The sequence below is a fragment of the Streptomyces sp. NBC_00237 genome, assembly GCF_026342435.1.
GTDB lineage: Bacteria > Actinomycetota > Actinomycetes > Streptomycetales > Streptomycetaceae > Streptomyces.
The window spans coordinates 2383499-2405163 of record NZ_JAPEMT010000001.1 but is presented as its reverse complement, the minus strand read 5'-3'; the positions used below and the strand labels follow the sequence as shown (position 1 = coordinate 2405163).

The 21665-nt window shown below is 68.3% G+C and carries 16 protein-coding genes and 1 tRNA gene; 10 read left to right on the top strand and 7 right to left on the bottom strand.

From position 1 onward, the window contains the following. Positions 1 to 32: 32 nt before the first annotated feature. Positions 33 to 506 (top strand): PaaI family thioesterase, encoded by a 474-nt coding sequence (locus OG897_RS10635; protein WP_266655112.1) that lies wholly within the window; start codon positions 33 to 35, stop codon positions 504 to 506. On the opposite strand, the gene OG897_RS10630 is transcribed toward OG897_RS10635, so the two are convergent. Continuing rightward, complete coding sequence (locus OG897_RS10630) at positions 496 to 2409, bottom strand: Xaa-Pro dipeptidyl-peptidase (RefSeq protein WP_266655110.1); 1914 nt, start codon at positions 2407 to 2409, stop codon at positions 496 to 498. The two genes, OG897_RS10635 and OG897_RS10630, sit on opposite strands and share 11 nt — an antisense overlap. 176 nt (positions 2410 to 2585) lie before the next feature. Between OG897_RS10630 and OG897_RS10625 the strand changes: the two genes are divergently transcribed. From OG897_RS10625 to OG897_RS10600, 6 genes are all read left to right on the top strand, one after another. Then, on the top strand, positions 2586 to 3002 hold the full coding sequence (locus OG897_RS10625; protein WP_266655108.1) for a hypothetical protein: 417 nt from the start codon (positions 2586 to 2588) through the stop codon (positions 3000 to 3002). 544 nt (positions 3003 to 3546) lie between these two features. Then, a complete protein-coding gene (locus OG897_RS10620; RefSeq protein ID WP_266656734.1) occupies positions 3547 to 4767 on the top strand; it encodes a branched-chain amino acid ABC transporter substrate-binding protein in 1221 nt (406 codons plus the stop codon). A 99-nt stretch (positions 4768 to 4866) separates the two neighbouring features. After that, positions 4867 to 5796 carry a branched-chain amino acid ABC transporter permease gene (locus OG897_RS10615; protein WP_266655106.1) on the top strand — a complete coding sequence of 310 codons (930 nt, stop codon included), beginning with the start codon at positions 4867 to 4869 and terminating at the stop codon, positions 5794 to 5796. Positions 5797 to 5801: 5 nt separating this feature from the next. Continuing rightward, entirely contained in the window at positions 5802 to 7598 is a 1797-nt protein-coding gene (locus tag OG897_RS10610) for a branched-chain amino acid ABC transporter permease (protein WP_266656732.1), read from the top strand. A 5-nt stretch (positions 7599 to 7603) separates the two neighbouring features. Then, positions 7604 to 8497 (top strand): ABC transporter ATP-binding protein, encoded by an 894-nt coding sequence (locus OG897_RS10605; RefSeq protein ID WP_266655104.1) that lies wholly within the window; start codon positions 7604 to 7606, stop codon positions 8495 to 8497. After that, positions 8494 to 9210: an ABC transporter ATP-binding protein gene (locus OG897_RS10600; protein ID WP_266655102.1), complete on the top strand. Its 717-nt coding sequence runs from the start codon at positions 8494 to 8496 to the stop codon at positions 9208 to 9210. The genes OG897_RS10605 and OG897_RS10600 overlap by 4 nt, the downstream gene beginning before the upstream one ends. Positions 9211 to 9311: 101 nt before the next feature. Here the strand turns inward: OG897_RS10600 and OG897_RS10595 are convergent, their stop codons facing one another. After that, positions 9312 to 9968, bottom strand: a complete 657-nt coding sequence (locus OG897_RS10595) for an ANTAR domain-containing response regulator (protein ID WP_266655100.1) — start codon at positions 9966 to 9968, stop codon at positions 9312 to 9314. Between the two features lie 98 nt (positions 9969 to 10066). On the opposite strand from OG897_RS10595, the gene OG897_RS10590 reads away from it, so the two are divergent. After that, a tRNA-Leu gene (locus OG897_RS10590) sits at positions 10067 to 10141 on the top strand. Between the two features lie 109 nt (positions 10142 to 10250). Continuing rightward, positions 10251 to 11012 carry a transcriptional regulator gene (locus tag OG897_RS10585; protein ID WP_266655098.1) on the top strand — a complete coding sequence of 254 codons (762 nt, stop codon included), beginning with the start codon at positions 10251 to 10253 and terminating at the stop codon, positions 11010 to 11012. Positions 11013 to 11022: 10 nt separating this feature from the next. On the opposite strand, the gene pyk is transcribed toward OG897_RS10585, so the two are convergent. Together pyk and OG897_RS10575 are read right to left on the bottom strand one after the other, a co-directional pair. After that, positions 11023 to 12456, bottom strand: coding sequence for a pyruvate kinase (pyk, locus tag OG897_RS10580; protein ID WP_266655096.1), 1434 nt, complete (start codon positions 12454 to 12456; stop codon positions 11023 to 11025). Positions 12457 to 12593: 137 nt separating this feature from the next. After that, positions 12594 to 13301, bottom strand: a complete 708-nt coding sequence (locus OG897_RS10575) for an SIMPL domain-containing protein (protein WP_266655094.1) — start codon at positions 13299 to 13301, stop codon at positions 12594 to 12596. A 199-nt stretch (positions 13302 to 13500) separates the two neighbouring features. Between OG897_RS10575 and OG897_RS10570 the strand changes: the two genes are divergently transcribed. Further along, complete coding sequence (locus OG897_RS10570; RefSeq protein ID WP_266655092.1) at positions 13501 to 15321, top strand: bifunctional UDP-sugar hydrolase/5'-nucleotidase; 1821 nt, start codon at positions 13501 to 13503, stop codon at positions 15319 to 15321. 51 nt (positions 15322 to 15372) lie between these two features. Here the strand turns inward: OG897_RS10570 and OG897_RS10565 are convergent, their stop codons facing one another. The 3 genes from OG897_RS10565 to pepN all read right to left on the bottom strand — a co-directional run bounded on the left by OG897_RS10565 (position 15373) and on the right by pepN (position 21426). Further along, complete coding sequence (locus OG897_RS10565) at positions 15373 to 16788, bottom strand: lysine N(6)-hydroxylase/L-ornithine N(5)-oxygenase family protein (RefSeq protein WP_266655090.1); 1416 nt, start codon at positions 16786 to 16788, stop codon at positions 15373 to 15375. Between the two features lie 109 nt (positions 16789 to 16897). Then, positions 16898 to 18334, bottom strand: coding sequence for an aminotransferase class V-fold PLP-dependent enzyme (locus tag OG897_RS10560; protein WP_266655088.1), 1437 nt, complete (start codon positions 18332 to 18334; stop codon positions 16898 to 16900). 524 nt (positions 18335 to 18858) lie between these two features. After that, positions 18859 to 21426 (bottom strand): aminopeptidase N, encoded by a 2568-nt coding sequence (gene pepN, locus OG897_RS10555; RefSeq protein ID WP_266655086.1) that lies wholly within the window; start codon positions 21424 to 21426, stop codon positions 18859 to 18861. Positions 21427 to 21665: the final 239 nt, after the last annotated feature.

The following is a 21665-nucleotide window of genomic DNA, read 5'->3' as shown; positions in this document are numbered from 1 at the left end:
CACGGTCACGTACATCGAACGGAGCCTGGCCCATGGGCGAGCAGTCCACCGCGAAGTTCCCGCAGGAAGTCGTCGACGAGTACGCCGCACTCGGCGTCGACCTGGTGTCGATGTTCTCCGCCGGACACCTCGGCACCCGCATGGGCGTCCAGATCGTCGAGGCATCCGCGGACCGCGTCGTCGGCACCATGCCCGTCGAGGGCAACACCCAGCCGTACGGACTGCTGCACGGCGGCGCCTCCGCCGTCCTCGCCGAGACCCTCGGCTCCGTCGGCGCGATGCTGCACGGCGGCAGCAAGAAGATCGCCGTCGGCGTCGACCTCAACTGCACCCACCACCGCGGCGCCCGCAGCGGACTGGTGACCGGCACGGCCACCCCCGTCCACCGCGGACGCTCCACCGCGACCTACGAGATCGTCATCACCGACGAGCACGACAAGCGGGTCTGCACCGCCCGCCTGACCTGCATGCTCCGCGACGTCGAACCCAACGGGGTCACCGGCTGACCGGCAGCGTCACACTGCTGAGCCCGGCCCGGACCGACATCTCCGTCCCGGCCGGGTAGCGCAGCGTGTAGTCGAAGTCCGTCGACACGAGCACCACACCCAGCCGGTGCCCCTTCTTGAAGACGTACTCCTGCGGCTGCATCCCCCACCTCAGGGCGTACTCCCGTCCCTCGGCGACCCTGTCCTGACGGGACAGCGAATTCCGGTTGCGGACATCCAGCCAGCCCCGGGAAACGATCTTGAAGTCGGCGCTCTCCGCACGGTGCCTGGTCCGGTACGCGCACCCGGTGTCACCCGGAATGCCCTGCCCGTAACAGACCGGCGGCTGCGAGGTGTCCTGGGCGACACCGGCCGTCGCCCGGGTGTCCTTCCCGTAGTCCACGAGCAGCGCCGTCACGTACGGCGACGTGCCCTTCAACGACGCCACCACCGACACCTTCGGCACCCCGTTGACCCGCAGATCCTCCCTCAGGGCACCCGTCGTGTACGCCAGCCGGTTCGGGTTCCGCGCGTCCGGCGAGGCCACCAGCTGCTCCGCCCGCACCGTGCGGCCCGCGTCCGTCAGCGACTCCTTCACCGGGAAGCCGGGCCACACCCCCAGCCGCCCGTCCGCGTTCAGCCGCAGCGTCTGCTCCCGGGTGCCGCGCGCGGGCCACTCCGACTGGCGCCGCCACGTGAAGTCGGCCTGCTCGACGTCGACCTTCGGCTCGTCCAGGGCCCCGTTCCTCAGCCCGTACAGCCAGTAGTCGAACCACTGGTGGGTCTGGCGCAGCCACTCCTCCATGCGCAGCGGCATGGGGTTGCTGTGCCCGGCCTGGTGCAGCCACATCTTGCGCGGCACACCGTGCTTCTTCAGGGCGTCCCACAGCTGCACGGAGTTCTTGGTCTTCACGTTCCAGTCGTTGAAACCGTGCACGACGAAGACCCCGGCCTTGATCTTCCCGACGTCCTTCAGGTAGTCCCGCTCCTTCCAGAACGGGGTGTAGTCGCCGCTCTCCCGGTCCTGCCCGGCGGTCAGCGCGTCATGGACCGGAGCACAAACCTCCGGATTGCTGCGGCTGTTGACACCCTTGGCGAGGATGTCGGTGTCCTCCCCCTGGTAGCCGCCCGGCGCGACGACCCCGCCGTTCGCCCGGTAGTAGTCGTACCAGGAGGAGATCCCCGAGATCGGCACGATCGCCTTGAGACCCTTCACCCCCGTCGACGCGACAGCCGTCGGCAGGGTCCCGTTGTACGAGATGCCCATCATCGCCGAATCGCCCGTCGACCAGGACGCCTCCACCGGCTTCCCGTCCGGGTCCCAGCCCTTGGCACGCCCCGCCAGCCAGTCCACGGCCGCCTTCGCACCGAGGGTCTCGTTGCGGCCCCCGGAGGTGGAGCAGCCGGTGGCCCTGCCCGAGCCGACGTTGTCGACCTCGGCGACCGCGTAACCACGCGGCAGGTAGTAGTTGTCGTAGTACCCGCCGTACGTCACCGGGCCCGCCGCAGCGAGAGAGGGCAGCCGGGCCTCGCCGAGCCGCTTGCCGAGCGGCAGCCCGTCGCCGTCCAGGTCGACGTCGTGGAAGGGGACGTCGGGGCCGCCGCCCCAGTACGGGCTGGCCTCGATGATCGTGGCGACCTTCAGCCCGGCGTCGGTCTCCTTGGGGCGCAGGATCCGCATCCGTATCGTGTCGCGCCTGCCGTCGTGGTCACTGTCGGTCTCGGTCTCGACGTCGACCTGCTGGTAGACGGCGTCGGCACGGGAGAACACCGGCTGCGTCTCGTTGTTCACGATCTTCAACGCGGGTTCCTGAGCGGCGGCCGGGGTCGGCAGCGCCATCAGAAGGGACGCGGCGAGCGCCGCCACGCCCCCTTTCCTCACCGTACGAGCGGAGTGGGTGCGGGTGCCGTTCGGTCTCGCCATCGTGCAGCCTCCAGGGGGCGCGGGGACATGTGCCGATCACTCGCGAAGCGCACGCACATTCCACCGCCCCGGCCCCTCCCGCACCAGAGGGCCGCACCAGCCCCCGGAAGTTCCCCACGGACATCTCGCTCATCGGGCAAGCTTGCGCATCCCAACTCCCGTTCTACCTTGGGGAGATGGAGCAGAAGCGCACATCCGCCACCGCCGCCGCACTCGCTGTCGCGCTCGCCTCGCTGCTCGCCGCGTCGGCCGTACTGACCGGCTGCGACAGCGCGGACCCCGACCGGCCCCCGGCAGCGGCCCAGACCCCCTCCTTCCCGCCGCTGAACACCAAACCGCCCGCCCAGATCTGCGCGGACCTGACCTCCTACTGGGTCCACGAGCGACTCGCCGGGCGGGGCACCGGCGACTACATGAAGGAGGGCATGTCCAACGCGCAGAACAACATCGTCGTCTCCGTGATGGCGGCCGCCCGCAAGGAGAAGGCCCGCGCAGGCGACGCGGCGGCCGAGAAGCTCATCGCCGCACGCACCAAGAGCGACTGCGCCGAGCGCTACCGAGGCGGAAAGCCCACCGAGGTCCCCTGGCACTGACCCGGCCCCACGCCCCCGGCCCGACGGCATCCACCCTGCGACACCGGCCCCGCGCCCCCGTCCCGCCCCCGCCGGACAGTGACCGATTTCCGGGTTTCACCGTTCGGATGCCGCAGAAAAGTTACACAGCGTAACACTCAGCCCAAGCGGAATGAGTGCATCCAACACCCTTTCCGACCCACTGCGGAACCCTTCCTCCACAAGTTGTCCGCATAGCGGACTGTCAGCACCATCAATAGCCCAAGCCCCTTAATCATGCTGGGAGTTCTCGGTATTCGAGATTCCGCACCCCAGCAGAAAAGGCCGAAAAGCCCGACCTGTGACACGAGCTTCTGGCCACGGCATAACAAGAGCGTCACATCCTGCGCACGCCGCTCCCGGCCGCCTCCCCCTGCGCTTAGAGTCACGGCCAGTCACCGCGCCGCCGGGCGCGTCGCCGCAGCACCGCACTCAGCAACGCCCACGTACGCCCCGGCGATCGACACGGCACCTCACATCGAGGACGCCGCGCCAGGGAAAGGACCCCTTCGTGCGACACCGTTCTTTGCTCATACTCACCACAGTGCTCACCACCGGAGCACTGACGCTCACCGCCTGCGGTTCCCGCGACGACAAGGGCGGCGGCGACAACGGCGGCGGCGGCAAGACCAAGGTCGTCATCGGCGTCGACTCCCCCACCAGCGGTGACCTCTCCGCGCTGGGCCTCGGCATCCGCAACTCCGCCGACCTCGCGATCAAGACCGCGAACAAGAACAACACCGTTCCCGGCGTCGAGTTCGTCGCCCAGCCCCTCGACGACCAGGGACAGCCGAACGTCGGCCAGCAGAACGCCGCCAAGTTCATCAGCGACAAGACCGTCGTCGGCGTCGTCGGCCCGCTGAACTCCAGCATCTCCCAGGTGATGCAGAAGCCCTTCACCGACGCCAACCTCACCCAGGTCTCCCCGGCCAACACCGGAACCGAACTGACCCAGGGCGACGGCTGGAAGACCGGCGACAAGAAGCGCCCCTTCAAGGCGTACTTCCGCACCGCCACCACCGACCAGGTACAGGGCGCCTTCGCCGCGAAGTACCTCAAGGAAACCAAGAAGATCGACCAGGTCTACTTGATGGACGACCAGAAGACCTACGGTGCAGGTCTCGCCGCCTCCTTCAAGGACCAGTTCGTCAAGCTGGGCGGCAAGATCGTCGGCGAGGACCACGTCGTCCCCGAAGAGCGCGACTTCAACTCCATCGTCACCAAGGTCAAGAAGTCCGGCGCCAAGGCCGTCTACTACGGCGGCGAATACCCCGCCGCAGGCCCCCTGAGCCAGCAGCTCAAGAACAGCGTCAACATCCCGCTCATGGGCGGCGACGGCATCTACAGCGCCGACTTCCTCAAGCTCAACAAGAAGGCCGAGGGCGACCTCGCCACCTCCGTCGGCAAGCCCGTCGAACAGCTCGAATCCGCCAAGAAGTTCATCGCCGACTACAAGGCCGGCGGCTACACCGACGACTACGAGGCATACGGCGGCAGCACCTACGACGCCACCTGGGCCATCATCGAGGCCGTCAAGATCGCCGTCGCGGGCAACGGCGGCAAGGTCCCGACCGACCTGCGGCCCAAGACCCTGGAAGCCATGTCCAAGGTCAAGTTCGACGGCGTCACCGGCCCCGTCTCCTTCGACGAGTTCGGCGACACCACCAACACCATGATGACCGCCTACGAGGTCGAAAAGGGCAAGTGGGCGCCCAAGTTCAGCGAGGCGTACAAGCCGCAGTCGTAACCACGGCTCTCGCTCGACGCCACACCCCCAGACCGCGCGGGCGCGCCACCAGCGCTCCCGCGCGGTGCCATATTCCGAACCACTGACGGAGGCCCTGCGGTGCACGAACTGCCGCAACAGCTGGCCAATGGACTCATCCTCGGCGCGATGTACGGTCTCATCGCGATCGGCTACACGATGGTCTACGGCATTGTCCAGCTCATCAACTTCGCCCACGGCGAGATATTCATGGTCGGCGGCTTCGGCGCCCTGACCGTCTACCTGATACTGCCCGCCGGGTTCTCCCTCGGCGCGGCGATCCCGCTCATGATCCTCGGCGGAATGGTCGTCTCCGTCGCCGTGGCGACCGCCGCGGAACGCTTCGCCTACCGCCCCCTGCGAGGCGCACCACGGCTGGCCCCCCTGATCACCGCGATCGGGCTCTCCATCGTTCTCCAGCAACTCGTCTGGCAGTGGTACCCCGACGCCAAGAAGGACCACGTCTTCCCCCAGCTCAAGGGCGAAGCCGTCAGCCTCCTCGGCGCCAACCTCCAGCCCGGCGGCATCTTCCTCCTCATCGCCGCCCCGCTCTCCATGATCGTCCTCGGCGTCTTCGTCAACAAGACCCGCACCGGCCGAGGCATGCAGGCCACCGCGCAGGACCCCGACACCGCCAAGCTCATGGGCATCAACACCGACCGCATCATCGTCACCGCCTTCGCGATCGGCGCCGCCTTCGCCGCCATCGCAGCCGTCGGCTACGGCCTCCACAACGGCCAAGTCAGCTTCCGCATGGGCTTCCTCCTCGGCCTCAAAGCCTTCACCGCAGCCGTCCTCGGCGGCATCGGCAACATCTACGGAGCCATGCTCGGCGGCCTCGTCCTCGGCGTCGCCGAAGCCCTCGCCACCGGATACATCGCCGAAATCCCCGGCATGGAACTCTTCGGCGGAGGCGGCTGGAAAGACGTCTGGGCCTTCAGCCTCCTCATCATCGTCCTCCTCGTCAGGCCCCAGGGCCTGCTCGGCGAGCGCGTCGCGGATCGGGCGTGAGCACCATGACCACCAACCTCACCAAGGACACCGCCACCGGCGGCACCCCCCTGATCCCGCTCCCCGCGAACACCGCCCGGATCACCGCCCTCGCAGGCTCCGCCCTCGCCCTCGTCGGCACCTTCCTCGCCTGGACCTGGAGCCAGGAATTCCCCGGCAACCTCACCGTCACCGGCTACCCCGGCGGACTCCAGACCCTCACCCTCGCCGCCGCCCTCCTCACCCTCCTCTTCACCCTCTCCGGGTACGGAGTGAAGGGCCTGCGCTGGCTCACCCCCGGCGGCACCAACAGCCCCGTGCGCCTCCTCGCCCTCGGCACCCTCGGCACCGTCGGCTTCACCATGGGCGCCATCTCCGTCGTACTCGGCGGACTCGTCAACCTCGACCCCGGAGCCTGGATCTCCGGCGTCGGCGCACTCATCGCCACCATCGGCGCCTTCGCACTCCCCGACGACACACCCGCCGAAGACCTCCCCACCACCTTCTGGGGACGCTTCCGCAACAGCCTCAGGGCACCCGCCCCCAGCACCCCCAAGGCACTCCCCGGCTGGGCCGAAATCCTCGTCATCACCGCCGTGTTCGCCTTCGGCCTCTTCGTCTTCGCCTACGGCATCGACATCGAGTACCCCGAACTCTTCATCGGGTTCCTCATCACCGTCGGCTTCACGTTCGCCGCACTCGGCAAAGCAGGACTCCCCCGCCGCACCAGCCAGCTCGCAGGCAAACACCGCAAGGTCGCCATGCTCGCCGCCCTGGCCGCAGCGATCTGCTTCCCCTTCACCCAGACCAACGACCAGTACGCCCTCATCGGCGCCCAGGTCCTCATCTTCGCCACCGTCGCCCTCGGCCTCAACGTCGTCGTCGGCCTCGCCGGACTCCTCGACCTCGGATACGTCGCCTTCCTCGGCGTCGGCGCCTACACCGCGGCCCTCGTCTCCGGCACCGCCAGCTCCGCCTTCGACGTCAAGTTCCCCTTCTGGGCAGCCGCACTCGCCGGAGCAGCCGCCTCACTCCTCTTCGGCGTCATCATCGGCGCACCGACCCTGAGACTCCGAGGCGACTACCTCGCCATCGTCACCCTCGGCTTCGGCGAAATCTTCCGCATCACCGTCCTCAACCTCAACGGCACCTCCGGACCCGACATCACCAACGGATCCAACGGCATCACCAACGTCCCCGACCTCAACATCTTCGGGTTCGACCTCGGCATCCAACACGACGTACTCGGCTTCACCCTCACCAGGTCAGCCAACTACTTCCTGCTGATGCTCCTCTTCACCGTCATCGTCGTCCTCGTCTTCCGACGCTCCGCCGAATCCCGCATCGGCCGCGCCTGGGTCGCCATCCGCGAAGACGAAACCGCCGCCACCGCCATGGGCATCAACGGCTTCCGCCTCAAACTCATGGCCTTCGCCCTCGGCGCCGCCCTCGCAGGCTTCGCCGGATCCGTCCAGGCACACCTCGGCATGAGCGTCACCCCCGAGCAGTACCAGTTCGCCGGATCCGTCGCCCCCAACTCCGCGTTCCTCCTCGCCGCCGTCATCCTCGGCGGCATGGGCACCATCGCGGGACCCCTCATCGGCGCGGCACTCCTCTACCTCATCCCGGCCAAACTCGCCTTCATGCAGGACTACCAGCTCGTCCTCTTCGGACTCGCCCTCATCCTCCTGATGCGCTTCAAGCCGGAAGGACTCGTCGCCGACCGCCGCAAGAAACTCGAATTCCACGAAACAGACCAACTCGCCACACCGGACGACACCCTGACCGGCACCGGCACCGGCGTCACGAAGGCGGGGGCGTGAACACCATGGCAACTCCCACAGCCACCACCACGACCGTCCTCGACGCCAGCGGCGTCACCATGCGCTTCGGCGGCCTCACCGCCGTCCGCAGCGTCGACCTCCAAGTCAACACCGGCGAAATCGTCGGCCTCATCGGACCCAACGGCGCCGGCAAGACCACCTTCTTCAACTGCCTCACCGGGCTCTACGTCCCCACCGAAGGCAAGGTCAGCTACAAAGGCACCGTCCTGCCACCCAAGCCCCACCTCGTCACCCAGGCAGGCATCGCCCGCACCTTCCAGAACATCCGCCTCTTCTCCAACATGACCGTTCTGGAAAACGTCCTCGTCGGCCGCCACACCCGCACCAAAGAGGGCCTCTTCTCCGCCCTCCTCCGCGGCCCCGGCTTCAAAAAAGCCGAAGCCGCATCCCACGCCCGCGCCATGGAACTGCTGGAATTCATCGGCCTCGCCCACAAGGCCGACCACCTCTCCCGCAACCTCCCCTACGGCGAACAACGCAAGCTCGAAATCGCCCGCGCACTCGCCAGCGACCCCGGCCTGCTGCTCCTCGACGAGCCCACCGCAGGCATGAACCCGCAGGAAACCCGCGCCGCCGAAGAACTCATCTTCGCCATCCGCGACCAAGGCATCGCCGTACTCGTCATCGAGCACGACATGCGCTTCATCTTCAACCTCTGCGACCGCGTCGCCTGCCTCGTCCAGGGCGAAAAACTCGTCGAAGGCACCCCCGACGTCGTCCAGAGCGACGAACGCGTCGTCGCCGCCTACCTCGGCACCCCCTTCGAAGGCGCCCCCGGCGCCGAAGAAGCCGCCGAAGTCGCCGCGGCGGAAGCGGACGCCCAAGCGGACACGACCAGCACCACCCGCACGGACCGCACCGAAGGAGACACCCCGTGACCGCCCTTCTGGAGGTCGAGGACCTCCGCGTCGCCTACGGCAAGATCGAAGCCGTCAAGGGCATCTCCTTCAGCGTCGAAGAGGGCCAGGTCGTCACCCTCATCGGCACCAACGGCGCAGGCAAGACCACCACCCTGCGCACCCTCTCCGGACTCCTCAAACCGTCCGGCGGCCACATCACCTTCGACGGCAAACCCCTCGACGGCATACCCGCCCACAAGATCGTCTCCCTGGGCCTCGCCCACTCCCCCGAGGGCCGCCACATCTTCCCCCGGCTGACGATCACCGAAAACCTCCAGCTCGGAGCCTTCCTCCGCAGCGACAAAGAGGGCATCCAGAAGGACATCCAGCGCGCCTACGACCTCTTCCCCATCCTCGGGGAACGCCGCAAGCAGGCCGCAGGCACCCTCTCCGGCGGTGAGCAGCAAATGCTCGCCATGGGCCGCGCCATGATGTCCCGGCCCAAACTCCTCATGCTCGACGAGCCCTCCATGGGCCTCTCTCCGATCATGATGCAGAAGATCATGGCGACCATCGTCGAACTCCGCTCCACCGGCACCACCATCCTGCTCGTCGAACAGAACGCCCAAGCGGCGCTCTCCCTCGCCGACCAGGGCCACGTCATGGAGATCGGCAAGATCGTCCTCTCCGGCACCGGCGACAACCTCCTCCACGACGAGAGCGTCCGCAAGGCGTACCTCGGCGAGGACTGATGGCCTGACGCCGCTTACGGACACGAAGAGGCCCGCCCCGCGTACTTACTCACGCGGGGCGGGCCTCTTCTGCGTCTCTACGTCTCTACGTCGTGCGGGGCCTACTGCTCCTTGGCCGCCTTCTTCTCCTCGGCGTCCTCGATGACCGCCTCCGCGACCTGCTGCATGGACAGACGGCGGTCCATCGACGTCTTCTGGATCCACCGGAACGCGGCGGGCTCCGTCAGCCCGTACTGCGTCTGAAGAATCGACTTCGCCCGGTCGACGAGCTTGCGCGTCTCCAGGCGCAGGGTGAGGTCCGCGACCTCGTTCTCCAGCGTCTTCAGCTCCGCGAAACGCGAGACGGCCATCTCGATCGCCGGGACGACGTCGCTCTTGCTGAAGGGCTTCACGAGGTACGCCATCGCGCCTGCGTCCCGCGCCCGCTCCACCAGGTCGCGCTGCGAGAACGCCGTGAGCATCAGGACCGGGGCGATGGACTCGGCGGCGATCTGCTCGGCGGCGGAGATGCCGTCCAGGACGGGCATCTTCACGTCGAGGATGACCAGGTCCGGCTTGTGCTCCCGGGCCAGCTCGACGGCCTTCGCGCCGTCACCGGCCTCGCCGACGACCGAGTAGCCCTCTTCCTCCAGCATCTCCTTGAGGTCGAGCCGGATGAGGGCTTCGTCCTCGGCGATGACGACGCGGGTCGTCAGCGGCGGAACGTGCGACTTGTCGTCGTCGGCGACGGGCGGCTGGGGCGACTCGGGGGTGGTCACGGGGCTCCTCATTACGGGCGGGAACTGCTTTCCAAGAGCCTACCTAGCTGCGGTATGGTGAGGGCACGGCGGGTGACCGTCTACCTTCGATTCATTAGGCCCCGGTATTCCAACTGGTCAGAGAAGCGGTGCTCAAACCACCGACAGTGTGGGTTCGAATCCCACTCGGGGCACTTGACCTTCGATTCCAAGGTCGCGTGAGAATGGCGACACTCCACACGAACGTGTGAGCGTGTCGCCTTTTTCGTACCTGGGACGCAGCACGCACGCAAGATCGACCCCGTGTACGACATTGATACGCGCAAACGGGCCCTCGCTCTCGTCTCCCAGGGGCGCAGCCTCAACTCGGTGAGCAAGCAGACCGGCATATCCCGGCACGCCATCACCTGCTGGCTGGAGCGCATCGACCCACTACCGCGCGCTCTCGGCTCTCCCCCGCGCAGCAAACCGGATGACCTCGCCGCGTACAGCTACCTTCTCGGGCTCTATCTCGGAGATGGGCACATCAGCGCGCATACACGAGGAAGCGGCTATTACCTCCGCATTACGTGCGCGGATGCTTGGCCTGGACTCATTGAGGAGTGCAGGGCCGCGATCCTCGCTGTCCACAACGAGTGCACGGCCTATCTCGTCCAACGCCAAGGGTGCGTGAACGTGACAAGCTCCAGCCAGAGCTGGCCAGTTCTCTTCCCTCAACACGGCCCCGGCAGGAAGCACGAGCGCCACATCGTCCTCGAAAAGTGGCAACAGGACATCGTGGACACCCACCCCTGGGAGTTCATCCGGGGACTCGTCCATTCAGACGGCTGTCGCAACATGAACTGGACCACCCGCCTCGTGGGCGGTGAGCGCAAGCGGTACGAGTATCCGCGGTACTGGTTCACCAACGTCTCGGACGACATCCGGAAGCTCTACACGGACACCCTCGACACGCTGGGCGTCGAGTGGAAGGACTGCACCCGGCACGGCCAGCCGTACAACATCTCCGTGGCCCGACGGGCGTCCGTAGCCTTGATGGACGCCCATGTCGGGCCCAAGTACTGAACGCAGCCGCCTACTTGGGAGTGTCGTCCTCGCCGATGTGGTGGATGCGCACCAAGTTCGTGGAGCCTGCGATTCCGGGCGGGGAGCCTGCGGTGATCACCACCACGTCGCCCTTCTGGCAGCGGCCGATGCGGAGGAGCTGTTCGTCCACCTGGGCGACCATCTCGTCCGTCGAGTCGACCTTCGGGCCGAGGAAGGTCTCCACGCCCCACGTCAGGTTCAGCTGCGAGCGGGTGGAGGATTCCGGGGTGAAGGCCAGGAGCGGGATCGGGGAGCGGTAGCGGGAGAGGCGCTTGACCGTGTCGCCGGACTGGGTGAAGGCGACGAGGAACTTCGCGCCGAGGAAGTCGCCCATTTCGGCGGCTGCTCGGGCGACCGCGCCGCCCTGGGTGCGGGGCTTGTTGCGGTCGGTCAGGGGCGGGAGGCCCTTGGCGAGGATGTCCTCTTCGGCTGCCTCGACGATGCGGGACATGGTGCGGACCGTCTCGATGGGGTACTTGCCGACGCTGGTCTCCCCGGACAGCATCACCGCGTCCGTGCCGTCGATCACGGCGTTCGCGACGTCGGAGGCTTCGGCGCGGGTGGGGCGGGAGTTCTCGATCATGGAGTCGAGCATCTGGGTGGCGACGATGACGGGTTTGGCGTTGCGCTTGGCGAGTTTGATGGCTCGCTTCTGGACGATGGGGACTTGTTCCAGGGGCATTTCGACGCCGAGGTCGCCTCGGGCCACCATGATGCCGTCGAAGGCGGCGACGATGTCGTCGATGTTGTCGACGGCCTGGGGCTTTTCGATCTTGGCGATGACGGGGAGGTGGCGGTTCTCCTCGCGCATGATGCGGTGGACGTCTTCGATGTCGCGGCCGCTGCGGACGAAGGAGAGGGCGATGATGTCCGCTCCGATGTTGAGGGCCCAGCGGAGGTCTTCGATGTCCTTTTCGGAGAGGGCCGGGACGGAGACGGCGACGCCCGGGAGGTTGAGGCCCTTGTGGTCGGAGACCATGCCGCCTTCGATGACGGTGGTGTGGACGCGGGGGCCGTCGACGGAGGTGACTTCGAGGGTGACTTTGCCGTCGTCGACGAGGATGCGTTCGCCGGTGGTGACGTCGGTGTTGAGGCCGTCGTAGGTGGTGCCGCAGGTGTGGCGGTCGCCTTCCATGGGTTCGACGGTGATGGTGAAGTCGTCGCCGCGTTCAAGGAGTACGGGGCCTTCGCGGAAGCGTCCGAGGCGGATCTTCGGGCCTTGAAGGTCGGCGAGGATGCCGACGCTGCGGCCGGTTTCGTCGGACGCTTTGCGAACGTGCTGGTATCGCTCCTCGTGTTCGGCGTAGGTGCCGTGGCTGAGGTTGAAGCGGGCGATGTCCATTCCGGCTTCGACCAAGGCTTTGATCTGGTCGTATGTGTCGGTGGCGGGGCCCAGGGTACAGACGATCTTTGCTCGGCGCATACCTCCGAGCCTAGGGCTTACCGGTGGGTAGGTAATTGGCGCTGCGTGACTACTCAACAACCTTTGCATGAAAGGTTATTGACAAGTGTTGAATTGTGCGCGGGGGTGCTCGGATGAGCAATTTCCCTTGAATGTGTTCAGAGTTGTGGCGGGGCCATCGTGAAGCGGGCGTTGACGTGGGCGTAGACGGTCTGGCGCTGGGGTTCGAGGTCGAGGGCGGGGGCGGATTCGGCGGCTGCTGCGCCGCGCATCATGGGGCCGCCTCCGTAGCCGACGTGGACGTCCATGGGGGCGCTTTCGCTGCCGTCGTCGGCGAGTTCGAGGAGGGCGACGAGGTGGGTGCCGAGGGCTTCGGCGTAGGCGCGGGCGCGGGCGACGGCTTCGTGGACGGCTTGGGTGCGGGCTTGGGCGTAGACGGGTGAGGTGGGGCGGAGTTTCCACCAGGGGCCGTCGACGCGGGTGAGTTCGAGGTCGGAGAGGCGGGTGGTGAGTTCGCCGAGTGCGGTGAAGTCGGCGAGTTCGGCGGTGACGTGGACGCGGCCGTGGTAGGCGCGGATGTTTTCGCTGCGGCCTTTGCGGGTGAGTTCGGGGTTGATGGAGAAGGAGCCGGTTTCGAGTTTTTCGACGGCGTCGCCGTAGGTCTTGACGAGGTCGAGGACGGCGGCGTTGCGGCGGGTGAGGTCGTCGAGGGCGGTGCGGCGGTCGGTGCCTCGGGCGCTGACGGTGATGCCGATGCGGGCGAGGTCGGGGTCGACTTCGAGGCGGGCTTGGCCGCGTACGGCGACGCGGGGTGCGTCGGGGGTGCCGTAGGGGGCGGCGGGTGCGGGGTGGTCGGTGGGGGTCATGCGGGCTCCCTGGGTCGGTGTGCGCGATCGGGTGGATGGCGTACGACCACTGTGGCATCCGGGTCTGACATCGGGGAGTCACCGGATCGAAACCTGTAGGGGGTGTCGCGACGGGCGGGCGTCGGTGAGAATCTACGCGCGTTGTGCATGGACAACGCGTGGGCGACGCATGGTTTCGTGCGTGGACGAAGGAGTTCAAATGCCGCTGAATCGGCGTAAGTTTCTGGGGCAGGCCGCTGCGACGGGTGCCGGTGTGGCGCTGGTGGGCGGGGCGGCGGGGTCCGCTGAGGCCGCCGGGCACGGTCATGGTCAGGGCGGGCACGGTCCCGGTCGGCCGCCGAAGCGGTATTCGTTCACGGTGATGGGGACGACGGACCTGCACGGGAACGTCTTCAACTGGGACTACTTCACCGACAAGGAGTTCGACGACAAGGCGCACAATGACGTCGGTCTGGCGAAGATATCGACGCTGGTGAATGCGGTCCGTAAGGAGAAGGGGCGGCGGAATACGCTGCTGATCGACGCGGGCGACACGATTCAGGGCACGCAGCTGTCGTACTACTACGCGAAGGTCGATCCGATCACGGCGAAGCGTGGTCCGGTGCACCCGATGGCGCAGGCGATGAACAAGATCGGTTATGACGCCGCCGCGCTCGGTAACCACGAGTTCAATTACGGGATTCCGGTGCTGCGGAAGTTCGAGGAGCAGTGCGATTTCCCGCTGCTCGGTGCGAACGCGCTGGATGCGAAGACGTTGCGGCCCGCGTTCCGTCCGTACAGCATGCATCGGCTGCGGACGCCGCACGGGCGGGATGTGAAGGTGGCGGTGCTGGGGCTGACGAACCCGGGGATCGCGATCTGGGACAAGCAGAACGTGCAGGGGAAGATGGTGTTCCCGGGTCTTGAGGAGCAGGCGGCGAAGTGGGTGCCGAAGCTGCGGTCGATGGGTGCGGACGTGGTGATCGTCTCCGCGCACTCGGGTTCGTCGGGGACGTCGTCGTACGGTGATCAGCTGCCGTACGTGGAGAACGCGGCCGGTCTGGTGGCGGAGCAGGTGCCGGGGATCGACGCGATTCTGGTGGGGCACGCGCACACGGAGATCCCGGAGTACTTCGTCGAGAACAAGGCGACGGGGAAGAAGGTCGTCCTGTCCGAGCCCCTGAAGTGGGGTCAGCGGTTGACGCGGTTCGATTTCGAGCTGGTGTGGGGGAAGGGCCGTTGGACGGTGGAGAAGGTCGGGGCGAGTGTCCTGAATTCGAATGCCGTGGAGGAGGACCCTCGGATCACCGGGATGCTGGGTGACGAGCACAAGAAGGTCGTCGCGTACGTGAACACGGTGATCGGGACGTCGACGGCGGCGATGACGACGGCTGAGGCGGCGTGGAAGGACGAGCCGCTGATCGATCTGATCAACCTGGTGCAGGTGGAGACGGTGAAGGCGGCGCTGGCGGGTGGCGCGTATGCGGCGCTTCCGGTGTTGTCGCAGGCGTCGTGCTTCTCGCGGACGGCTTCGGTGCCGCAGGGGCAGGTCACGATCAAGGACGCGGCGGGGCTGTATCCGTTCGAGAACACGCTGGAGGCGCGGCTGCTGACGGGTGCGCAGATCAAGGAGTACCTGGAGTACTCGGCGAAGTACTACGTGCAGACGCCTGCGGGCGGTCCGGTCGACACGTCGAAGCTGACGAACGCGGAGAGCACGCCGGACTACAACTACGACGTGGTGTCGGGGCTGACGTACGAGGTCGACATCGCGAAGCCGAAGGGGTCGCGGATCGTGAAGCTGTCGTTCGACGGGAAGCCGTTGGATCCGAAGGCGGAGTTCGTGTTCGCGGTGAACAACTATCGGGCGAGCGGTGGGGGCGCGTTCCCGCACATCGCTGGTGCGAAGCAGTTGTGGGCGAATTCGGAGGAGATCCGGAACACGATCATCACGTGGGTGAAGGCGAAGGGGACGGTGGATCCGAAGAGCTTCGCTTCGGTGGACTGGAAGCTGACGCGGGACGGTACGCCGGTGTTCTAGTGCGTTGTGGGTGAAGGGCCGCGCCTTTTGGGGGTGCGGCCCTTTTGCTTGTCAGACCTTGAGCTGGACGAGCCCTTCGCGTTGGTGCGGGAGCATGGGGCGGGTGGGGGTGTTGAGGCCGAAGGTGGTGAAGGCGGTGCGGGCGGGGAGGGGGTAGGCGTTGGTGCCGGTGAGGTGGTTGAGGATGACGGCGCTGCGCCAGGCGGCGAGGCCGAGGTCGGGGGCGCCGACGCCGTGGGTGTGGCGTTCGGCGTTCTGGACGTAGACGTTGCCCTGGACGACGGGGTCGAGGATGAGGCGCTGGTGTTCGTCGATGCGGGCGCGTTGGGAGGAATCGCGCTTCATGTAGGGGTCGAGGGCGGCGAGGATGCGGTCGACGGGGCGTTCGCGGTAGCCGGTGGCGAGGACGACGGCGTCGGTGGTGAGGCGGGAGCGGGCGGCCTGTTGGGTGTGTTCGAGGTGGAGTTCGACCTTGGTGGTGGCGACGCGGCCTGCGGTGCGGACGTGGACTCCGGGGGTGATGGTGACGTCGGGCCAGGTGCCGTCGAGGGTGCGGCGGTAGAGCTCGTCGTGGATGGCGGCGATGGTGTCGGCGTCGATGCCTTTGTGCAACTGCCATTGGCGGGGCAGGAGTTCGTCGCGTACGCCTTCGGGGAGGGCGTGGAAGTAGCGGGTGTAGTCGGGGGTGAAGTGTTCGAGGCCGAGTTTGGAGTACTCCATGGGGGCGATGGCTTCGGTGCGGGCGAGCCAGGTGAGTTTTTCGCGGCCGACGGGGCGGGCGCGCAGGAGGTCGAGGAAGATTTCGGCGCCTGATTGGCCGCTGCCGATGACGGTGACGTGGTCGGCGGTGAGGAGGCGGTCGCGGTGGGGGAGGTAGTCGGAGGAGTGGAGGACGGGGACGCCGGGGGCTTCTGCGAGGGGTTTGAGGGGTTCGGGGATGTAGGGGGCGGTGCCGACGCCGAGGACGAGGTTGCGGGTGTAGGTGCGGCCGAGGGCTTCGGCTTCGCCGTCGGTGTCGAGTTGGGTGTAGTCGACTTCGAAGGCGGTGCGTTCGGGGTTCCAGCGGACGGCGTCGACCTGGTGGCTGAAGTGGAGTCCGGTGAGGTTCTCGCTGACCCAGCGGCAGTAGGCGTCGTATTCGGTGCGTTGGATGTGGAAGCGCTCGGCGAAGTAGAAGGGGAAGAGGCGTTCGCGGTCGCGGAGGTGGTTGAGGAAGGTCCAGGGGCTGGAAGGGTCGGCGAGGGTGACGAGGTCGGCGAGGAAGGGGACTTGGAGGGTGGCGCCTTCGATGAGGAGGCCGGGGTGCCAGTGGAAGGTGGGGTGCTGTTCGTAGAAGGCGGTGGTGAGGCCGCCGTGGATGCCGTCGGCGAGGGCGGCGAGGGAGAGGTTGAAGGGGCCGATTCCGATGCCGACGAGGTCGTGGGGGTGGTCGGGCTGGGGGGGCTGGGGTGGGTGGTCGGCGGTCATCGGTGGTGGGCCTTTCGGGGCGTGAGGGGGGTGGGTGCGGGTTGAGGGGTGGTTGCTGATGGGGCTGGGGCCCCTTGCTTCCTGCACGGGCTGCTGGGCCCGCGCGTCCTCAAACGCCGGACGGGCTGGTGTGGGTGACGTGGGTGATGTGGTCCAGCAGGGCTTGGAGGTCAGTGGGGGTGGTGTGGGGGTTGAGGAGGGTGGCTTTGAACCAGAGGCGGCCCGAGGTGTGGGTGCGGCCGAGGACGGCGCGGCCTTCGGTGAGGAGGCGGCGGCGGAGGTGCGCGACGTCGTGGTCCGTGGCACCGGTGGGGCGGAAGAGGACGGTGCTCAGGGTGGGGCGGTCGTAGAGGTCGAGGTCGGGGTGGATGTCGACGAGGTCGGCGAGGTGTCGGGCGGCGGCGAGGGTGCGGTCGATCAGGTCGGCGAGGCCGTCGCGGCCGAGGGACTTGAGGGTGACGGCGATCTTCAGGGCGTCGGCGCGGCGGGTGGTGCGCAGGGAGCGGCCGAGGAGGTCGGGGATGCCCGCTTGGGTGTCGTCGTCGGCGTTGAGGTAGTCGGCCTGGTGGGTGAGGGGGGCGAGGGTGGTGGTGTCGCGGACGGCGAGGAGTCCGGCGGCGACGGGCTGCCAGCCGAGTTTGTGCAGGTCGAGGGTGATGGTGTGGGCGCGTTGGAGGCCGGTGAGGAGGTGGCGGTGGGTGGGGCTGAAGAGGACGGTTCCGCCGTAGGCGGCGTCGATGTGGAGGTCGGCGTGGTGGCGTTCGCAGAGGTCGGCGATGTCGGGGAGGGGGTCGATCTCTCCGGTGTCGGTGGTGCCTGCGGTGGCGGTGACGAGGGTGGGGTGGTGGAGGTGGGTGAGGGCTTCGTCGAGGGCGGCGGGGTCGAGGGTGCCGTTGGGGGCGGGTACGACGATGGGTTCGGGGAGGCCGAGGAGCCAGGCGGCGCGGGTGAGGGAGTGGTGGGCGTTGGCGCCGACGACGAGTTGGAGGGGGCCGTGGTGGGCGTGTTTTTCGCGGGCGAGGAGGAGGGCGAGTTGGTTGGACTCGGTGCCGCCGGTGGTGATGAGGGTGTCGGGGTGGGGGGTGTCGGGGTACAGCTCGGCGGCGAGGGTGCGGGTGAGGGTTTCCTCCAGGGCGGAGGCTGCGGGGGCCTGGTCCCAGGAGTCCATGGAGGGGTTCAGGGCGGAGGCGGCGAGGTCTGCGGCGGCGGCCACGGCGAGGGGTGGGCAGTGCAGGTGGGCGGCGCAGTGGGGGTGGGCGGGGTCGGCTGCTCCTGCGGCGAGGGCGTGTACGAGGGTGCGGAGGGCTTGGTGGGGGCCCGTTCCGGTGGTGGGGAGGAGGGGGTGGGCGGCGGCCCTGAGCTGGGCGGCGGTGTGTTCGGGGCCGCCGGCGGGGAGGGGGCCGGGGCGGGTGGCGGTGCCGGTGGTGAGGGCGGTGAGGACGGTGTCGAGGAGGGGGTGGAGGGCGGTGGGGCCGGTTGCGCCGCCGGAGAGGGGTGGGAGGGGAGGTTGGGTTGGGGTGGTGGCCAGGGGCGGCGGCGTGGTCATGCGGGTCCTTCGGGGTGGTGTGTGCGGGGCGCGGGCACACCAGCGTGTACGGGGATCGGGTTGGGTGTCCGGAGTGGACAACGAGCGCAACTCGAAAGTGGTACTGCCGTACGGGGAAGGAGGGTTGGGGTTTCGGGGGCTGGTATAGGGAGCGGGGGTGCTCCCGTGCGGGTTGGGTGGGGGCGGGGGTTCGGGCCGCTGCGCGGGGCGATTTCTCCCCTCTCCGCCCCTTCCCTCAAGCGCTTGCCGCGCGGCTGGTCCGGTCCGGGGTGTGTGCGGGTGCGTCGTGGCTGGGCGCGCCCACGCGGCGGAGCCGCATATCGACACAGCCCCGCTCCCCTCAATGCCCCCCTGCGGGGGATCTCGGCCCGTCACGCGGCGTCCAACCCGTCGAGGGGGCACCTGCTCGAACGAAGTTGAGAGCTTGGGGGTGATGGGGGACGCGTGGGCGCAGCCCGGTGCAGGGGGCGGGGTTGGGGTGGCCCGCCGCGGGCGAACGGCGATGCGGCGGGCACGGGGGTGGGCTAGTCGGCTGTGCGGACCCTCAAGGAGCGGGCGAGGTTGTCCAGTTGGTCGACGAGCTTGCGGCGCAGGGCCGGGGTCAGGTCGGTTGTCGAGAGGTGCTGTTCGCCGAGGGCCAGCGCCTCCGGGGTCACCGCGTGGACGGGGAACGCGTAATGGCCCGCCGCCTCCGCCATGGCCGGGCCCCGGCGGGCGGCGAGGGCTGTGGCGGCCGGGTAGTAGCGGGGGACGTAGTCGGCGACGAGTTCGGTCTGTTCCGGCTGCCAGAAGCCCTGGGCGGTGGCGGTGAACAGGTAGTTGGAGAGGTCGTCGGAGGTGAAGAGGCGTTCCCAGGCGGCTGCCTTGGCCTCGGCGGTGGGGAGTGCGGCGCGGCAGCGGGCGGCGCCCTGTTGGCCGGTGGCGCTGGGGTCGCGGGTGAGTTCGCGGTCGATGGCGGCTTCGTCGGTCGCGCCGAGTACGGCGAGCCGGTGGAGGATGCTCCAGCGGAGTTCGGGGTCGAGGAGGGGGCCGCCGGGGACGCTGTCGTTGTCGTACCAGTCCTGGACGCTGTCGGGCTGGGTCGCGGCGGAGATGAAGTGGCGTACGGCGACCAGGCGCAGGCCCGGGTTGTTGCCGTCCTCGGTGCGGCGCATGAGGTCGCGGCAGAGGTCGGCGAGGGTGGCGAGGGCCCTCTGGCGGGCGGCGGGGGTGAGGTAGCGGTCGGCGACCTGTCCGGCGGCGAACGCGAGGACGCCCTGGACGACGGCGAGGTCGGTCTCGTGCGGGAGGTGGGCGCGGGCGGCGTCGAGGTAGGCGGTGGGCGGGAGTTGGCCGTCGCGGACCATGTCGCGGGCGGCGTTCCAGATCACGGCGCGGGTGACGGCGTCGGGGATGCCCGCGAGGGAGTGGAGTGCGGTGTTCCAGGAGGTGGGGTCGAGGCGGACCTTGGCGTAGGTGTGGTCGCCGTCGTTGAGGAGGAGCAGGGCGGGGCGGCGGCCGGGGTGGTGGGTGGGGGCCTGTGCTCCCTGGGCTTCGGGGGCCTCCCCCGCCGGTGCGTCCGGTGCAGACGCGCCCGGTACCAATACGTCCGGTGCCGGTACGTCCAGCTCGAAGCGTTCGCGCAGCACGAGGGTGTCCGCGTCGACCAGGTCCTGGTCGTACGCGCCGACGGTGATGCGGTGCGGGCGGCCTCCGGTGTGGGCGATGTCGAGGGTCCAGCCCGCGTCGGTGTCGGTGACCGTCGGGGTGAGGGTGTCGACGCCGGTGGTGCGGAGCCAGGACTGGGCCCAGGCGTGGACGTCGCGGTCGGTGGCGGTGGCGAGGTTGTCGAGGAGGTCGGCGAGGGTGGCGTTGGCGAACTTGTGGCGGGTGAAGTGGGTGTTGATGCCGGTCAGGAAGTCCTTCTCGCCCATCCAGAAGACGAGTTGGCGCAGGGCGGAGGCGCCCTTGGCGTAGGAGATGCCGTCGAAGTTGAGGAGGGCGGTCGCGGTGTCGGGGACGGCTTCGTGGTCGGGGGCGACGGGGTGGGTGGAGGGGCTCTGGTCGGCGTCGTAGCCCCAGCTCTTGCGGGCGATGGCGAAGTCGGTCCAGGTGTCCTTGAAGCGGGTGGCTTCGGAGAGGACCTGGTAGGCCATGTATTCGGCGAAGGACTCGTTGAGCCAGATGTCGTCCCACCACTGGAGGGTGACGAGGTCGCCGAACCACATGTGGGCCATCTCGTGCGCGACGGTCAGGGCGCGGGTCTGGCGCTGGGTGTCGGTGACGGCGGACTGGTAGACGTAGGTGTCGCGGTAGGTGACGAGTCCGGGGTTCTCCATGGCGCCCGCGTTGAACTCGGGGACGAATGCCTGGTCGTAGGAGTCGAAGGGGTACGGCTCGTCGAACTTCTCGTGGTACCGGTCGAAGCAGTCCTTGGTGATGCCGAGGATCTCGTCGGCGTCGGCGTCGAGGTGGGGGGCGAGGGAGCGGCGGCAGTGCAGGGCGAAGGGCAGCCCGGCGTGTTCGGTGCGTACGGAGTGCCAGGGGCCCGCGATGACGGCGACGAGGTAGGTGGAGATGAGGGGGGTGGCGGCGAAGGTCCAGCGGCCGTCGGGGGTGTGGTCGGTGTTGCGGCTGTTGGAGGCGACGGTCCAGCCTTCGGGGGCGGTGACGGCGACCTCGAAGACGGACTTGAGGTCGGGCTGGTCGAAGGCGGGGAAGACGCGCTGGACGTCGTCGAGGAAGAGCTGGGTGTAGACGTACGTCTCGCCGTCGGCGGGGTCGGTGAAGCGGTGCATGCCTTCGCCGGTACGGGAGTAGTGCATGGCGGCGTCGACGCGGAGTTCGTGGTCGCCGGGGGTGAGGGCGGTGAGGGGGAACCGGTTCTCGGTGAGGGCGGCGGGGTCGAGGGGGTGTCCGTCGAGGGTGACGGAGCGCAGGGTGGCGGGCTTGAGCTCGATGAAGGTGTCGCCTGCGGTGCGTGCCGTGAAGTGGATGACGGTACGGGAGTCGAAGGTGTCGTCGCCTTGGGTGAGGTCGAGGTCGACCGTGTAGTGGCGGGCTTCGATGAGCTGGGCACGGGTCTGCGCTTCGTCGCGCGTCAGTACGGACATGGGGACATGGTCCCCGATGCGGGGGCTCTGCCGGGGTGGGGGGTTTGCCTTGAGGGGGCGCGGGTGGGGAGCATGCCTTGGGGGGGCGCGGGGAGCATGTCTTTGGGGCGCGGGGAACTGCGCGGCCAGCCACGACGTGCCTGCACGCCCGACCCCCCAAGCCTCGCGAGTTTAGGTGAAGGGGTGGGTCTGGGGCGGCCCGCCGCAGGCGCACCCGGGTGCGGCGCACCCATAAGCGG

Coding starts and splice junctions, on each gene's coding strand:
- OG897_RS10635 (WP_266655112.1), top strand. CDS start 33: ATGGGCGAGCAGTCCACCGCGAAGTTCCCGCAGGAAGTCGTCGACGAG.
- OG897_RS10630 (WP_266655110.1), bottom strand. CDS start 2,409: ATGGCGAGACCGAACGGCACCCGCACCCACTCCGCTCGTACGGTGAGG.
- OG897_RS10625 (WP_266655108.1), top strand. CDS start 2,586: ATGGAGCAGAAGCGCACATCCGCCACCGCCGCCGCACTCGCTGTCGCG.
- OG897_RS10610 (WP_266656732.1), top strand. CDS start 5,802: ATGACCACCAACCTCACCAAGGACACCGCCACCGGCGGCACCCCCCTG.
- OG897_RS10605 (WP_266655104.1), top strand. CDS start 7,604: ATGGCAACTCCCACAGCCACCACCACGACCGTCCTCGACGCCAGCGGC.
- pyk (WP_266655096.1), bottom strand. CDS start 12,456: ATGCGCCGAGCAAAGATCGTCTGTACCCTGGGCCCCGCCACCGACACA.
- OG897_RS10575 (WP_266655094.1), bottom strand. CDS start 13,301: ATGACCCCCACCGACCACCCCGCACCCGCCGCCCCCTACGGCACCCCC.
- OG897_RS10570 (WP_266655092.1), top strand. CDS start 13,501: ATGCCGCTGAATCGGCGTAAGTTTCTGGGGCAGGCCGCTGCGACGGGT.
- OG897_RS10565 (WP_266655090.1), bottom strand. CDS start 16,788: ATGACCGCCGACCACCCACCCCAGCCCCCCCAGCCCGACCACCCCCAC.
- OG897_RS10560 (WP_266655088.1), bottom strand. CDS start 18,334: ATGACCACGCCGCCGCCCCTGGCCACCACCCCAACCCAACCTCCCCTC.
- pepN (WP_266655086.1), bottom strand. CDS start 21,426: ATGTCCGTACTGACGCGCGACGAAGCGCAGACCCGTGCCCAGCTCATC.